This window comes from Corynebacterium sp. ACRPO (assembly GCF_022347205.1).
Taxonomy (GTDB): domain Bacteria; phylum Actinomycetota; class Actinomycetes; order Mycobacteriales; family Mycobacteriaceae; genus Corynebacterium.
The window spans coordinates 180,347-192,847 of sequence record NZ_JAKRNE010000003.1; the positions used below are offsets into that span (position 1 = coordinate 180,347).

General features: G+C 63.0%; 15 protein-coding genes. 6 read left to right on the top strand and 9 right to left on the bottom strand.

All coding sequences use genetic code 11. The features are described 5' to 3' along the window. Positions 1 to 5: 5 nt before the first annotated feature. The 4 genes from MHY22_RS04065 to menE are packed head-to-tail and all read left to right on the top strand — an operon-like array spanning position 6 to position 3,539. The gene (locus MHY22_RS04065) at positions 6 to 692 is read left to right on the top strand and encodes a metal ABC transporter ATP-binding protein (protein WP_023020501.1); all 687 of its coding nucleotides are present in this window, start codon (positions 6 to 8) and stop codon (positions 690 to 692) included. Next, positions 689 to 1,522 (top strand): metal ABC transporter permease, encoded by an 834-nt coding sequence (locus MHY22_RS04070; protein ID WP_239278159.1) that lies wholly within the window; start codon positions 689 to 691, stop codon positions 1,520 to 1,522. The genes MHY22_RS04065 and MHY22_RS04070 overlap by 4 nt, the downstream gene beginning before the upstream one ends. Next, positions 1,522 to 2,349 carry a metal ABC transporter permease gene (locus MHY22_RS04075; protein WP_023020499.1) on the top strand — a complete coding sequence of 276 codons (828 nt, stop codon included), beginning with the start codon at positions 1,522 to 1,524 and terminating at the stop codon, positions 2,347 to 2,349. Before MHY22_RS04070 ends, MHY22_RS04075 begins: the two co-directional genes overlap by 1 nt. A 56-nt stretch (positions 2,350 to 2,405) precedes the next feature. Then, positions 2,406 to 3,539: an o-succinylbenzoate--CoA ligase gene (menE, locus tag MHY22_RS04080; protein ID WP_239278160.1), complete on the top strand. Its 1,134-nt coding sequence runs from the start codon at positions 2,406 to 2,408 to the stop codon at positions 3,537 to 3,539. Here menE and MHY22_RS04085 read toward each other — a convergent pair whose 3' ends face one another. Continuing rightward, positions 3,540 to 4,211 carry a metal-dependent transcriptional regulator gene (locus MHY22_RS04085; protein ID WP_034656208.1) on the bottom strand — a complete coding sequence of 224 codons (672 nt, stop codon included), beginning with the start codon at positions 4,209 to 4,211 and terminating at the stop codon, positions 3,540 to 3,542. 214 nt (positions 4,212 to 4,425) lie between these two features. Between MHY22_RS04085 and MHY22_RS04090 the strand changes: the two genes are divergently transcribed. Further along, the gene (locus tag MHY22_RS04090; RefSeq protein ID WP_239278161.1) at positions 4,426 to 5,316 is read left to right on the top strand and encodes a 1,4-dihydroxy-2-naphthoate polyprenyltransferase; all 891 of its coding nucleotides are present in this window, start codon (positions 4,426 to 4,428) and stop codon (positions 5,314 to 5,316) included. Here MHY22_RS04090 and MHY22_RS04095 read toward each other — a convergent pair. Continuing rightward, on the bottom strand, positions 5,313 to 5,639 hold the full coding sequence (locus tag MHY22_RS04095) for a DUF4229 domain-containing protein (protein ID WP_179387347.1): 327 nt from the start codon (positions 5,637 to 5,639) through the stop codon (positions 5,313 to 5,315). The two genes, MHY22_RS04090 and MHY22_RS04095, sit on opposite strands and share 4 nt — an antisense overlap. 38 nt (positions 5,640 to 5,677) lie before the next feature. On the opposite strand from MHY22_RS04095, the gene MHY22_RS04100 reads away from it, so the two are divergent. Continuing rightward, positions 5,678 to 5,923: a hypothetical protein gene (locus MHY22_RS04100; protein ID WP_239278162.1), complete on the top strand. Its 246-nt coding sequence runs from the start codon at positions 5,678 to 5,680 to the stop codon at positions 5,921 to 5,923. On the opposite strand, the gene MHY22_RS04105 is transcribed toward MHY22_RS04100, so the two are convergent. The 7 genes from MHY22_RS04105 to hemL form a co-directional block, all read right to left on the bottom strand. Next, entirely contained in the window at positions 5,920 to 6,180 is a 261-nt protein-coding gene (locus tag MHY22_RS04105; protein WP_005322968.1) for a helix-turn-helix domain-containing protein, read from the bottom strand. The genes MHY22_RS04100 and MHY22_RS04105 overlap by 4 nt on opposite strands. Beyond that, complete coding sequence (gene ccsB / locus MHY22_RS04110) at positions 6,181 to 7,200, bottom strand: c-type cytochrome biogenesis protein CcsB (RefSeq protein WP_179387345.1); 1,020 nt, start codon at positions 7,198 to 7,200, stop codon at positions 6,181 to 6,183. Between the two features lie 94 nt (positions 7,201 to 7,294). Next, positions 7,295 to 8,926, bottom strand: a complete 1,632-nt coding sequence (locus tag MHY22_RS04115) for a cytochrome c biogenesis protein ResB (RefSeq protein WP_239278164.1) — start codon at positions 8,924 to 8,926, stop codon at positions 7,295 to 7,297. A 7-nt stretch (positions 8,927 to 8,933) separates the two neighbouring features. Further along, on the bottom strand, positions 8,934 to 9,737 hold the full coding sequence (locus MHY22_RS04120; RefSeq protein WP_239278166.1) for a cytochrome c biogenesis CcdA family protein: 804 nt from the start codon (positions 9,735 to 9,737) through the stop codon (positions 8,934 to 8,936). Continuing rightward, entirely contained in the window at positions 9,738 to 10,349 is a 612-nt protein-coding gene (locus MHY22_RS04125; RefSeq protein WP_239278168.1) for a TlpA disulfide reductase family protein, read from the bottom strand. It abuts the gene before it with no gap. Next, positions 10,349 to 10,957, bottom strand: coding sequence for a histidine phosphatase family protein (locus MHY22_RS04130; protein WP_239278169.1), 609 nt, complete (start codon positions 10,955 to 10,957; stop codon positions 10,349 to 10,351). Before MHY22_RS04130 ends, MHY22_RS04125 begins: the two co-directional genes overlap by 1 nt. A gap of 8 nt (positions 10,958 to 10,965) precedes the next feature. After that, positions 10,966 to 12,267, bottom strand: coding sequence for a glutamate-1-semialdehyde 2,1-aminomutase (hemL, locus tag MHY22_RS04135; protein WP_239278170.1), 1,302 nt, complete (start codon positions 12,265 to 12,267; stop codon positions 10,966 to 10,968). Positions 12,268 to 12,501 lie beyond the last annotated feature (234 nt).

Genomic DNA, 12,501 nt, shown 5'->3' on the forward strand with positions numbered 1-12,501 from the left:
TCTTTATGTCTTCCCCATTAGTCACTCTGCACAATGCCACCTGCGGCTATGGCGCCCGGGATATCCTCACCGACGTTGACCTTGAGATCCGCGCGGGCGAGGCCGTGGCGCTCCTAGGTTCCAACGGCGCGGGCAAATCTACCCTGCTCAAGGCAATCACTGGCCTGGCTGCCTTGCGCGGCATGGCCACCATCGACGCCTCGCTCGGATACGTCCCGCAGTACCAAGACTCCGACCTGAGCTTTCCCGTCACGGCTTACAAGGTCGTGGAAATGGGCCTTTTGCCCTCAGTGAGCTGGTGGCACAGGTGCACGAGCATGCGTAGCTACCGCGACTGCGTACTCAATGCCCTGCGACAAGTGGGGATGGAGCACCTCGCCGAGACGCGGTTTGGCCAGCTCTCGGGTGGGCAACGCCAGCGCGTGCTCATCGCGCGCGCGTTGGTTTCGGCCCCGGAGCTGGTGCTTCTCGACGAACCCTTCAACGGGCTTGATCAAGAAAGTCGCCGAATCCTGATTCAGATCATTGCGGATCTCAAGGAAGCAGGAATCGCCCTGCTCGTCTCCACTCACGACCCCATCTTGGCGCAGCACACCTGCGACTGGGCGGCGTTTGTGATCGACGGCAAGGTCCGCACCATGGGAACCGAGGAAGCAGTGGAAACCTATATGGAGCAAGGCGCGCGACTGTGATAGAGCAGATTCTCTTCGCCCCGTACCTGCGCAATGCTTTCCTCTTCCTGCTGTGCCTATCGATTGCGGGAGCTGCCATTAGCGTCCTCGTTAATCTCCGCCGCATGGAATTTACGGTGGAAGCCCTCGTGCACTCGGTTTTTCCGGGCATCGTGGTAGGGCTCATCGTGGGCGGCATCCCGGGCATCGTGCCGGGTGCGGCCGCGGTGGCCACGGTGACGGTGCTGGTGCTGGCTTCTCTGGGTTCTGGGCAGGGCCAGTCAGCGCAGAAGCTGGATATGGAAGCCGGAACGGCCGTGGTGCTGACCTTTATGTACGGCATCGGCGTGGTCATCAGTTTGGCCTATGGCGACAAGTCCGGGCAGCTGGAGGCCCTCATGTTTGGCCGGCTTCTCGACGTCACGCAGTCCAGGCTGGCAACCTCCGTCACGCTCTGCGTGATTGCGGCACTACTCATCCTGACAACCTGGCGCATGCAGATTCTCGTCGCTTTCGATACCACAGCGGCCCGCGCCATGGGCATCAACGTGGCGGCTTATGAGCTCATTGCGAATATCGCGGTTGGCCTAATCGTGGTGGCGGCTAGCTCGGCAGTGGGTGTGTTGCTGGTTATCGGTTTTATTGTCATTCCAGGCCTCTCGGCGCGCTTGATCGCAGGATCCCCGCGCAGCATGTGCTTCTGGGCTGCGGGTTTGTCCACGCTGGCAGTGGTGGTGGGATTTGCCATCATGCTGTCCCAAACCGCGCACCAGATTTCGCCGCAGGCAATCGTCAGCTTGATGCTGGTTGTCACCGTGCCGCTAGCGGGCTTGAAGGGGGTATTTAGCTAATGGGACTGTCTCATCTTGATCCAGAGATCCTGCGGATGCCCCTCCTTGAGGCCATTGCTGTGGGATGTTTATCTGGCTTGGTTGGAACCTTGATGGTCATGGGCAAGCGCGTCTTTTTCGCCGAGAGCCTGTCGCACGGAATCTTCCCCGGCGCGGTGCTCGGCGTAGTGGTGGCCAACCTTCTGAGCTTGGATCTCTCCACGGGTTTGATGGTGGGCGCGGCACTGTTCTGCCTACCTTTGGCCTGGCTTATGCGGTGGTTGAGTACCGTCGAGGGCATTTCTTCGACCGCTGCCGCCGGCGTGACGCTCACCCTGGGATTTTCCCTGGGCATCTTGTTGCTGCGCTGGTTCCAACCGCTACCTATCCACGTGGATAGCTTTCTCGTGGGCTCGCTGACCACTGTCAATGCGCAGGATGTCTGGTTTGTCGGCGCCCTGGTGGTGGTCAGCCTTGGCGTGCTGGTGGCATTTCGCCGGACGTTAGTCTCCTTCTACTTCGACCAGACGTCCTTCCGCGCACAAGGCGGAAAGCCCGGCCGCTATGACTTGCTTACCCTCACGCTTATCAGCGTGACCATGGTGGTGGTGATTCCCGCAGTGGGCACTATCTTGTCCCTGGCGCTGCTGGTAGCCCCGGCGGCGGCGTTGCAGCCGTGGATCAAGCGCCCGACCCAGCTCATGCTCGGTGCCGGTATCGCGGGCATTGCGCTGGCATGCGGCGGGCTCTGGCTGGCGGCCGCACTCAGTTTGTCGGCGGGCGGCTGCATCGCGGTGCTGGCGGGTGTGTTCTATTTGCTCAGCATGGGGCTGCGGGCCTTGCTCTAAACGCCCGGCGCGCCGCCTCCCGGGACGAGCGATATGCCCGGGTAACCTGATTATTCGTGACTCATATCCTCGCCCCACTCCCAGTCGATCCCCGCAATCCCGCAGGAATTTTGGATGACCTCGAGAAGGCCATCGCTGGGCAGACCACGCTCTTACCCCTTCCCGCAGCGGACCGCACGCGGACGGAATTGCTGCGCAACCACATGCGCGCGGGCGAATCGATTGCTGAGGACATTGCTTTGGTGGTGTCCACCTCGGGTTCCACGGGCACACCGAAGGGTGCGCAGCTAAGCCCGCTTAACCTGGTGGCGAGTGCGGATGCCACCCATTCTTTCCTGGGTGGCCCCGGCCAATGGCTACTGGCCATGCCCGCCCACCACATCGCGGGCATCCAGGTGCTCGTGCGTTCGTTGGTGGCGGGTGTGGAGCCACTGTGCCTCGACCTGTCCCAAGGCTTTAACATCACCGAGTTCGCCCGCGCAGCAGAAGAACTCGCCCACACCGAGGACCGCATGTACACCGCGCTCACACCGATGCAGCTGCACAAGGCACTCGATTCGCTGGACGGCATCCAAGCACTGCGCCGTTTCAACTCCATCCTGGTAGGTGGAGCAGCGCCACATCCCCAGCTATTGAAATCTGCGCGCAAGCTCGACATCACCGTGGTAACCACCTATGGCTCCTCGGAGACTGCGGGCGGTTGCGTCTACAACGGCACTCCCCTGCCCGGCACCGAGGTGCGCATCGGGGAAGATAACCGCATTTTCCTGGGCGGGCCGACCATTGCGCAGGGCTACCGCAATGTGGAATCGCGCGACTTCGTCGGTGGCTGGTTCGCAACTTCCGACGCCGGGGAGCTCGACGCCCACGGTCAACTCACCGTCACTGGACGTCTGGACAGCATCATCAACTCGGGCGGGTTGAAGTTGCACCCAGAACAACTGGAACAGCTCTTGTTGCAGGTACCGGGCGTCGACAGTGTATGCGTGGTGGGCATCCCTGATCCACGTCTTGGCCAGATGATCGCCGCAGCTTACACCGGCTGGGCCTCGCGCACCGACATCCTCGAAGCGCTCGATGACCTGCCTCGGTGGCAGATCCCGCGCGAGATTATCCGCATTGCTGAGATGCCGCTGACCGGCCCCGGCAAGGTGGACCGTCGTGGTGTCGCAGGGCTCTTTAAGAACTGATTAGACTTCGTTAGCGCGCACCGTCACGTCGGCGGCCGCGACTTCCGCAAGAGAGAACTCCTCGTCCCCTGCGTGCAGGTTGAGCAGGCCCGCAACGCGGGAATCGACTACGACCTCGACGCCCAGGCCGACGCCATGGCTGTCGAGGTAGCGCAACAGCTCGGTGTCTCCGTCGCATACCCGCTCGATGGTGACAGGGGTGTGAAGGGGGACGTCGTCAAGCGTGAGCGTGCCAAGGTCCTCGATGCTGCCCTGCGCGTCGGGGATGGGATCGCCGTGGGGATCGCGCTGAGGATGGCCCAGGTGCTGATCGAGTCGATCGATGAAGCGATCGGAGCATGCATGCTCGAGGAGATCGGCATCCTCGTGAACCTCGTCCCAGGTGTACCCCAGCTCTTTGACCAAGAAGGTCTCGAGGAGACGATGGCGGCGGACCATGCCCATGGACAGTGCCTGGCCCTCTGGGGTCAGCGAAACGCCAGCGTAGCGCTCATGTTCCACCAGCCCTTGGGCAACGAGACGCTTTACGGCTTCCGACGCCGTGGGCACCTTTTGGTTCAATCGCCCCGCCAGCTCCTTGAGCGCGATGGGCGCGCCGCCGGAGTGCTCGGAGAGGTCCCACAGGACTTTGAGGTAGTCCTGGGTACGTTCAGGGAGATCGCTTAAATGCATGACATTCATCGTAGTAAAGGCCTTGCCCCGCGAGCGAATCACATGATAACTTTAAGAAAGTTCAACGCATTGAACTTTTGTCACGGGTGTGGCCCACAGCCGTCCTTTCTTGGGTACGTACGACGCGCTTCCGCCATACCCGTGGCTTTTATATATCCGCCGTGTACGTCCCTTGTGCACAGCATGCCCGCGGTGGCGTGGCACAATAACTGACATGTCACTTTCTGCCTATCCCGCAACTGCCAAAGACTGGCTCCAAGGCGCACGCCCGCACACGTGGGCTAATGCCTTCGCCCCAGTCATCGCTGGTACTGGTGCCGCAGCGGCTGCCGACGGCGCGCACTTCGGCCGCGCGCTCCTCGCCCTCATCGTGGCGTGGGCACTTATCATCGGCGTGAACTATGCCAATGACTATTCCGATGGCATCCGCGGCACCGACGATGACCGCACCGGTCCGCAGCGCCTCACCGGCGGTGGCCTGGCCCGCCCGCAGCAGGTGAAACTCGCGGCCTTCGCCGCCTTCGCCGTGGCTGGGCTCGCCGGCATTGCGCTGTCCTTTGCAGCGCACGCGTGGTGGCTCATCCTAGTGGGCGCGCTATGCATCGCGGGCGCGTGGTTTTATACCGGCGGCAAGAACCCGTATGGATATCGCGGGCTCGGCGAGGTTGCTGTCTTTATCTTTTTCGGATTGGTCGCCGTGCTCGGTACCGAATTCACGCAAGCTGGCCGCCTGTCGTGGTCGGGCCTCGCGCTGGCCGTGGGCATCGGCGCGATGAGCTCCGGGGTGAACTTAGTCAATAATATCCGCGATATTCCTTCCGACGCCGAGACCGGCAAGATTACCCTCGCCGTGCGCCTCGGCAACGAGAAGGCGCGCCTGCTCTTTACGGTGCTGCTCCTGCTGCCATTCCTGCTGACCATTGGCATCGCCTTCGGCAGCTGGCTCGCGCTCGCTGGCTTGGTCTACTTCCCCCTTGCGCTGCGCGCCATCCGCACCGTCAACCGCGGCACCCAAGGCCCAGAGCTCATCCCGGTGCTCGGCCTGACCGGCCGCGCGATGCTGCTGTGGGCCGTTATCGAGGCCGCCGCACTCATCCTCGTCTAGTCCTGGGCGGCGCGGCCTTCCAGCTCCGCCTGAACCCAGCGCTTGTGGGCCTTGCGCTGGGCGGAGTACTCGGCCAGCGTCTGAGTGGCCTCGATGCGCCACTTTTTAAAGATCAGCATCGATAGCGGCAGCGCCACGAAGAGCGCCAGCAGCGCCGCAACGAGCACCGGGATGGCAAAGCCGATGGCGATGGCCAAAATCTCGATCACCGCGGTCAAAGCGATAAAAAGCACTACGCGGGCGAGCCCGTACTTCCACAGCGCCGCGCGCGAACGGCGGCGCAGTTCTGGGTCCGGCTTGGGTGGCTCAGGGTTATGCGTCATGGGGGTTGATTGTACGCGGTGCAGGTAGAATCGCACGCATGGGTCGAATCATCCTCCTCCTACTCTTTATCCTCGCCGCCTACCTCGTCTGGAAGGCCTTCGGGCCCTCGACATGGAAAAAGCGCGAAGTGGAACAACCCCGCGCTATCAAGGGCCCCGATGATGATGAGGAATTCCTCTGGAAACTGGAAAAGGAGCGCTTCAAGCAGCGCCGCGCCCAGGAGGCAGAAGAAGAAAAACGCCGCCAGCGCCGCAAACGCGACGCCGACGGCGAGAAGGACTAGGATTCCTTCGGCACGAACCGCATCTCTAGGCCTAAGGCCTCGGCCACGGCCGTGATCTTTTCCCACCGCACGCCCGCACCACCGTGCTCGATGGTGTGGAGGGTGGAGCGGGAGATACCGGCGGCGTCGGCAAGCTGCTGCTGCAAAATGCCCAACTCGCGGCGGCGCTCGGCGAATTGGGCGCCAAGGCCCAAAATCACCGCATTATCGCCGGCCGGCTTGCCCTGCTTATGGCGCGGGCTATTATGCTCCGCCATCTAGTTCAGCCCCGCATAGGAATGCAGGCCGGAGACGACCATATTGATAAAGAACAGGTTGAAGACCATCAGCGCCATCGCCATGACGTTGATCCACGGCGCCGCCTTGCGGAAGGCCGGCGTCGCACGCGCGTGCAGGTACGCGGCGTACAGGATCCAGGTGGCAAAGGATACGGTCTCCTTCGGGTCCCAACCCCAGAAGCGGCCCCAGGCGGACTCGGCCCAGATGGCACCCAGGATGATGCCCAAGCCCAAGGTCGGCAGGGTGATTACAGCCAGGCGGTAGGCCAGCTGGTCAATCTTCGCGGCAGAAGGCAGCGGGCGGGCCACCGCACCGAAGAAGCCATGCTCGGCATGCTTCGGTTGCGCCATACGGAACAGCGTCAGCAGCGAGACAATGCCGGAAATAATACCGATGGACGCGCCCAAAGAAACCACGGTGACGTGAATGGGCAGCCAGTGCGACTGCAGCGCCGGCACCACCGGGGCGGACTCGGCATAGAGCTTGGTGGAACCATAAAACATCAGCGCGAGGGTCGGGGTAAGCAACCACGGCCACACGGTGCGCCATTCCTTGCGCTGCATGGCCATATTACCCACCAGCAGCACGCCGAAGCTCACCATCAGCACGTACTCGTACAGGTTGCCAAAGGGGAAGCGGCCGGTGGCCAGGCCGCGCAGCACAATCGCCGCGGCGTGCAGCGCAATGCCCACCCACATCAGCGCGCTGGTCATGCCGCCGAGCTTATCGGCCTTGCGCTCCTTTTCCTTCAGCTCATCGGCCGTGATTCCGGAAGAAGACTGGGCAACCTCGCCGGCATAGCTCTGCTTGTCGACGCCCCCAGCGCCCGCCCCCACCAAGACCTTCGCGGCCTCGGACTTCACGGCGCGGCGGCCCTCGATGATGCCCTGCATGCGGCCGTAGTAAAACAGCGACAAAAAGAGCGCGACGCAGTACACCACAAAGGCGGTCTGCACCGCGATATCCGAGAAATTAGACAGATTCTGATCGATCTGCATGAATGCTCCTAGCCTTCACACGTGCGGGATAAGTGCTGATTACCTTACTCAGCGAAACGACCCAATCCAACTTTTGTTGGATCGGGCCGGGGCGCTAATCGTCGGTATAAAGTTCGTCTTCTTCGACCTCGTCTGGGTCCGGCAGCTCCAGCAGCGCGCGGTGCAGCTCGTGGAACTCCTCGGACCAGCCGGCGCGGTCGGTGCGGGCAAGCCCGCCCATCTCCACGTCGGTGCCGCCGGCCGCATTCGGCCGCAGGCGGATGTAGACGCGGCGGCGCTTAATCACCAGCGATCCCACCAGGGAAATGAGCATCACCAGCGCGGAGGCCAGCACCCACTTCTGGAAAGGATCATAAGAGACCTGGTAGTTGGCGAACTCGCTGGCGCCGTCGAAGGTGATCTTCGTGCCATCGTCTAGGGTGACGTCCTCGCCCTGGTTGAGGTTCACGCGGTCAATCTTTTGTAGCTGGCCGGACTGCACCAGGTTCGGGTCCAGCGAGAAGAAGGACTGCGGGGTGCCGGTGTCCAGGCCGGCATCACCGCGGTAGATATCGATGGCCATCGCCGGATCCTGCAGCCCGGGATATGCGGACTGCAGCAGCTTGCCGTTCTCGCCGGCCCATTCGGCCGTGGGTGCGAAGAGGCCCTGGATGGCGATCTGGTTCTGGCGGCGGTCATAGAGATCCGGGTGCATGCCTGCCGGTGGGTCGAAGCGCATCGCGCCGGAGGACAAGAAGAAGGTCGTGTCATTCGGCTGGAACTGAATGGTCTGGGTGCGCTTTTCGCCATTGGGCCATTCCACCGTGACCGTCGGCGCGTAGCCGTGGCCCTGCAAGTAGACGCGGTTGTGCGCCAAGCGCAGCGGGTGGTTGACCTTAAGCTCATAGTCCTTCCACTCGGAGTCATCCTTGTAGATGTCCTCGCCCTCCGCATAGGAAACGTTGGAGGTAAACATCTCCGCCTGGCCGTTGGGCAGGTATTCGGCCGCGAAGTCATGGGCGATGAGGCAGAAGGGGTGGAGACCGGTGCCGTCGAAAAGCGGGCCGGCGCGGAAGGAGTCGAAGTTGGACGTGGAGGTATTGCAGAACTCCGTGGACTGGTCCAGGGTCTGGCCACCGCCCTGCGAACCAGACTCGGTGACCACGATGACCTGGCCCTCATAGTTGACCAAACGGCCGGCGGCGACGGTGACCAAGATGGCCACCAGCGCCACGTGGAAAATGAGGTTGGCCAGCTCGCGGCCGTAGCCGCGCTCCGCGGAGAAGGTATGCACGCCGGCGCGGTCTTCTTCTGGGTCGTACTCGGCCACGCGCCACTTCCTCAGGCGCTTTGTAATTTCCGCGGATAGCTCTTCCTCGCTCTTATCCGAATGCCCCTCGGCCGCCAGCGGCAGCTTGTGGAGGTACTTCGGCGCGCGCGTTGGCGGGGTCTTCCACGCCTTGTAGTGATCCCAGGAGCGCGGCAGGATGCAGCCCACTAGGGAAATGGCCAAGAGGATGAAGATGGCCTGGAACCAGACGGAAGAAAAGACGTCGAAAAGCTGCAGCTTGTCATAGATCTTCGCCACGTTGCCGTTGGACTCGATGAAGTCCTGCACGTTCTGCTCGTTGAGGTCGCGCTGCGGCAGCAAGGAACCGGGAATCGCGGCCAGCGCCAGCAAGAAAAGCAGCGCCAGTGCCGTGCGCATGCTGGTCAGCCAATGCCAGGCTTTGCGGAAATATTTCACGTCTCTCCTAAATCAGGGTTGCGCCAAAGTTGCCGGTCCACTGGCGGATGAGGCTAATAAACTCGCCCCACAGGCCGGTTACCAGGGCCAAGCCGACGAGGATCATGGCCACGCCGCCGATGACCTGGATGGTATGCGAGTGCTTGCGGGCCCACGAAATCGAGCGCATCGCCCGCGCGGAGCCCAGCGCCACCAGCAGGAACGGCAGGCCCAAGCCCAGGCAATAAAAAATGATAAGCAGCACGCCGCGCGCGGCCGTCATGCCTTCGGTGCCGACCGATACGGAAATGATGGCAGCCAGCGTTGGGCCCAAGCACGGCGTCCAGCCCAGCGCGAATATCCCGCCCAGCAGCGGCGCGCCCAGCCAGGTGGTCCAGCGCTTCGGTGCCATGCGGGTGTCTTTTTGCAGCGCCGGGATCGCGCCGAGAAAAACCACACCCATCAGGATGGTCACGCCGCCGCCGATGCGCATGAGCGTCTCCTCATTGAGCCGGAGCGCGGAAATCGCGCCGAATACGGAGACCGTCGCCAGCAGGAAAACCACGGTAAATCCCAGGATGAACAAGGCGGCGGCCAGTACCACGGCCCATTGCCTGCGCTTGCCGACGCCCACCCCCAACTCACCGTCAAACGTAACCTCGCCGCCCACCACGCCGGCTAGGTAGGAAATATAGCCAGGCACCAGTGGGATCACGCACGGGCTGGCGAAGCTCACCAGACCCGCCACGGCGGCCGCGAACAGGCCCAGAATGAGCGGGCCGGAGGTCGCGGCCTCGGCAAAAGAGTTGCCGATGCTCGCTGCGTTGTCCATTTATTCCTTTTCTAGTTTGTCCACTACGTCCATCACATCTTGGGCGGTGATGGACCGCAAAAAGACCGTAGCCGGGCGGTGCTGTTTATCCAAGACGATGGTGGTCGGGACCACGGAGGTGGGCACGCCGCCCAGGGCCGCCGCGGTCTTAAATGGTGGATCGTAGATGGAGGGATACTTCAGGCCGTTATCTTCGAGGAAGTCATTGGACACCTGCGGGTTATAGTCGCGCACATTGATGCCCAAGACAGTGCCAATCTTCCGCTTCTGTAGCTCGGAGTGGATCTCTTGCAGGTCATCGGCCTCGGCGCGACACGGAGCGCACCACTGGCCCCAGGAGTTGAGCACGACGATTTCGCCCTCATAGTCCTCCAGGGAAATGGTCTTATCCCTATCGCGCACATCCTCGCCGGAGAATGTGCGCAGCGGCTTGCGCTCAGATTCCTCGTAGTTGATGACCTTTTCGCCGCCGGGCGTGATGAACTCGAAGTTGCCGCCGGTAGCAACCGCGTTTTGTGCGTTATCGGCATCTTGCGAGCAACCGGCAAGCGGCAGCGCGATCGCTGCCGCCGCCAGCACCGCGCCGACTGCGCGCCTGCGTTGTAGTGCCATTAAATCTCCTGGGCCGGCGAGGAGTAGAAGATGTCGGTGACCTGGTTATCCTCAAAAAGCAGCGAGGTAACCGAGGCTAAGTCGCATTCGCGATTCCACGGCGCGTGCGGCAGGCGCTGGCCCAGCACGGTGCGCTGCACCATCACGATGGGCAGCTGGTGGCTGACCAAGATCGCCTCGTGGCCGGCCGCGGCGGTGCGGGCGCGCTCGATGGAGCCCAGCATGCGCTCGGCAATCTGCTCATAGGGCTCGCCCCACGAGGGTTCCAACGGGTTGACCAGCAGCGGCCAGCGGCGCGGATTCCACAGCGCGGAGCGCAGGCCCTTGGTGCGCAGGCCCTCGAAGCGGTTGCCGGACTCGATAAGCGTCTTATCGACGTCCACGTCCAACCCCGTTGTCTTAGCAATCGGCCGCGCGGTCTCTTGGGCGCGCTGCAGCGGCGAGGCCGCCAGGTAGGTCACGTCATGGTCGCGAAAGGATTCCGCGGTGCGCGCCGCCATGGAATGCCCGCGCGAGGACAGGTGATAGCCCGGGATGCGACCGTAGAGGATCTTCTCCGGGTTGTGGACCTCGCCGTGGCGCACGAGGTGAACGATAGTGCGTGTCATGTCTCTCCTTAGTTCGCGGGACGCGCGGCGGCCGCAGCTTGGGCGGCGGGCTTGAGGGCGGCTTCGATGAGTTCGAAGTCGGCGTCGGTAAGTGCATCCGAGACAAACCAGGTCTCGAACGGGCTCGGCGCGACGTAGATGCCGTTATCCAGCAGGGCATGGAAGAACGGGGTGAAGCGGAAGGTCTCGGCCGCCTGCATATCGGCAAAGTTGCGGCCCTCGCCCTCGGCAAAGCGGATGGAGAACATAGAAGACGCCCGCTGGATGTGGTGCGCTACGCCCTCGGCCGACAGTGCAGAAGAAATCATGCCGGTCAGGCGGTCCGCGTTGGCCTGTAGGCGCTCGTAGAGCGATTCATCGGCCAACTCCAAAGACTTCAGGCCGGAGGCCATGGCCACCGGGTTACCGGACAGCGTACCGGCCTGGTAGACCGGACCGTCCGGAGCGAGGTAGTCCATGACCTCGGCGCGGCCGCCGAAAGCAGCGGCCGGCAGGCCACCGGAGACGACCTTGCCAAAGGTCACCAAGTCCGCCGCCACGCCGTCGACGCCGTACCAGCCCTTATAGGAGGTGCGGAAGCCGGTCATGACTTCGTCGAGGATGAGGAGGGCGCCGTCGCTATGGGCGACGTCGGCAAGCGCGGCATTGAAACCCTCTTCCGGTGCCACGGTGCCCATGTTGCCGGCCGAGGCTTCCGCGATGATGCAGGCAATCTCGCCCGGGTGCTGCGCAAACGCCTCACGCACGGCCTCGATATCGTTATAAGGAACGACGATGGTATCGGCCGCCGTCGCGCCCGTAACGCCCGGGGAATCCGGCAGCGCAAAGGTCGCCACGCCGGAGCCGGCCGAGGCCAACAGTGCATCCACATGGCCGTGGTAGCAACCCTCGAACTTCAGCACCTTGGGGCGACCGGTGTAGCCGCGGGCCAGGCGCACCGCAGACATGGTGGCCTCGGTGCCGGAGTTGACCATGCGCACCTTATCGGCCGCGGTGCGCGCGACGATGGCCTCCGCGAGCAAAGCCTCACCCTCGGTGGGCGAGCCGAAGCTCAAGCCACCCGCTGCGGCCTGCTGCACGGCCTCCACAATCTCTGGGTGCGCATTGCCGTGAATCATCGGGCCATAGGAGCTGACCAGGTCAACGTACTCGTTGCCGTCGACGTCCCACAGGCGCGAGCCTGCACCGCGCTCAATTACGCGAGCCTGGCCGCCCACGGAGCCAAACGCGCGCACCGGCGAGTTCACCCCGCCCGGAATCACCTTGGAGGAACGCTCAAACCACTGTTGCGACTGGGAAGTATTAGGCATGTCTGACATTCTAGCGATTCGCGCGCTATACAAAAGTTGGAGTGCGCGATTCACAGTCAGCCGCTAAACTTCGGGGCGTTGCACTTTTCAATTCGGGGGGATTTTCAATGCAGCGCACTCTCATTTTCGCCATCTTGGCCGTTTTCTGCCTAGCCGGCTGCGCCCAGCCCGCGCCCCAGCGGCCGCTGCCTACCTCGGTGGGTGCCACCCCGCTTGCCGACGCCCCCTCCTGGC

Bases quoted from the DNA above. Each gene is read 5' to 3' on its own strand.
- ccsB (WP_179387345.1), bottom strand. From the start codon at position 7,200: ATGCAGATCGATCAGAATCTGTCTAATTTCTCGGATATCGCGGTGCAG.
- MHY22_RS04075 (WP_023020499.1), top strand. From the start codon at position 1,522: ATGGGACTGTCTCATCTTGATCCAGAGATCCTGCGGATGCCCCTCCTT.
- hemL (WP_239278170.1), bottom strand. From the start codon at position 12,267: ATGCCTAATACTTCCCAGTCGCAACAGTGGTTTGAGCGTTCCTCCAAG.
- MHY22_RS04065 (WP_023020501.1), top strand. From the start codon at position 6: ATGTCTTCCCCATTAGTCACTCTGCACAATGCCACCTGCGGCTATGGC.
- MHY22_RS04130 (WP_239278169.1), bottom strand. From the start codon at position 10,957: ATGACACGCACTATCGTTCACCTCGTGCGCCACGGCGAGGTCCACAAC.
- MHY22_RS04090 (WP_239278161.1), top strand. From the start codon at position 4,426: ATGTCACTTTCTGCCTATCCCGCAACTGCCAAAGACTGGCTCCAAGGC.
- MHY22_RS04120 (WP_239278166.1), bottom strand. From the start codon at position 9,737: ATGGACAACGCAGCGAGCATCGGCAACTCTTTTGCCGAGGCCGCGACC.
- MHY22_RS04095 (WP_179387347.1), bottom strand. From the start codon at position 5,639: ATGACGCATAACCCTGAGCCACCCAAGCCGGACCCAGAACTGCGCCGC.
- MHY22_RS04085 (WP_034656208.1), bottom strand. From the start codon at position 4,211: ATGCATTTAAGCGATCTCCCTGAACGTACCCAGGACTACCTCAAAGTC.
- MHY22_RS04125 (WP_239278168.1), bottom strand. From the start codon at position 10,349: ATGGCACTACAACGCAGGCGCGCAGTCGGCGCGGTGCTGGCGGCGGCA.
- MHY22_RS04100 (WP_239278162.1), top strand. From the start codon at position 5,678: ATGGGTCGAATCATCCTCCTCCTACTCTTTATCCTCGCCGCCTACCTC.
- MHY22_RS04105 (WP_005322968.1), bottom strand. From the start codon at position 6,180: ATGGCGGAGCATAATAGCCCGCGCCATAAGCAGGGCAAGCCGGCCGGC.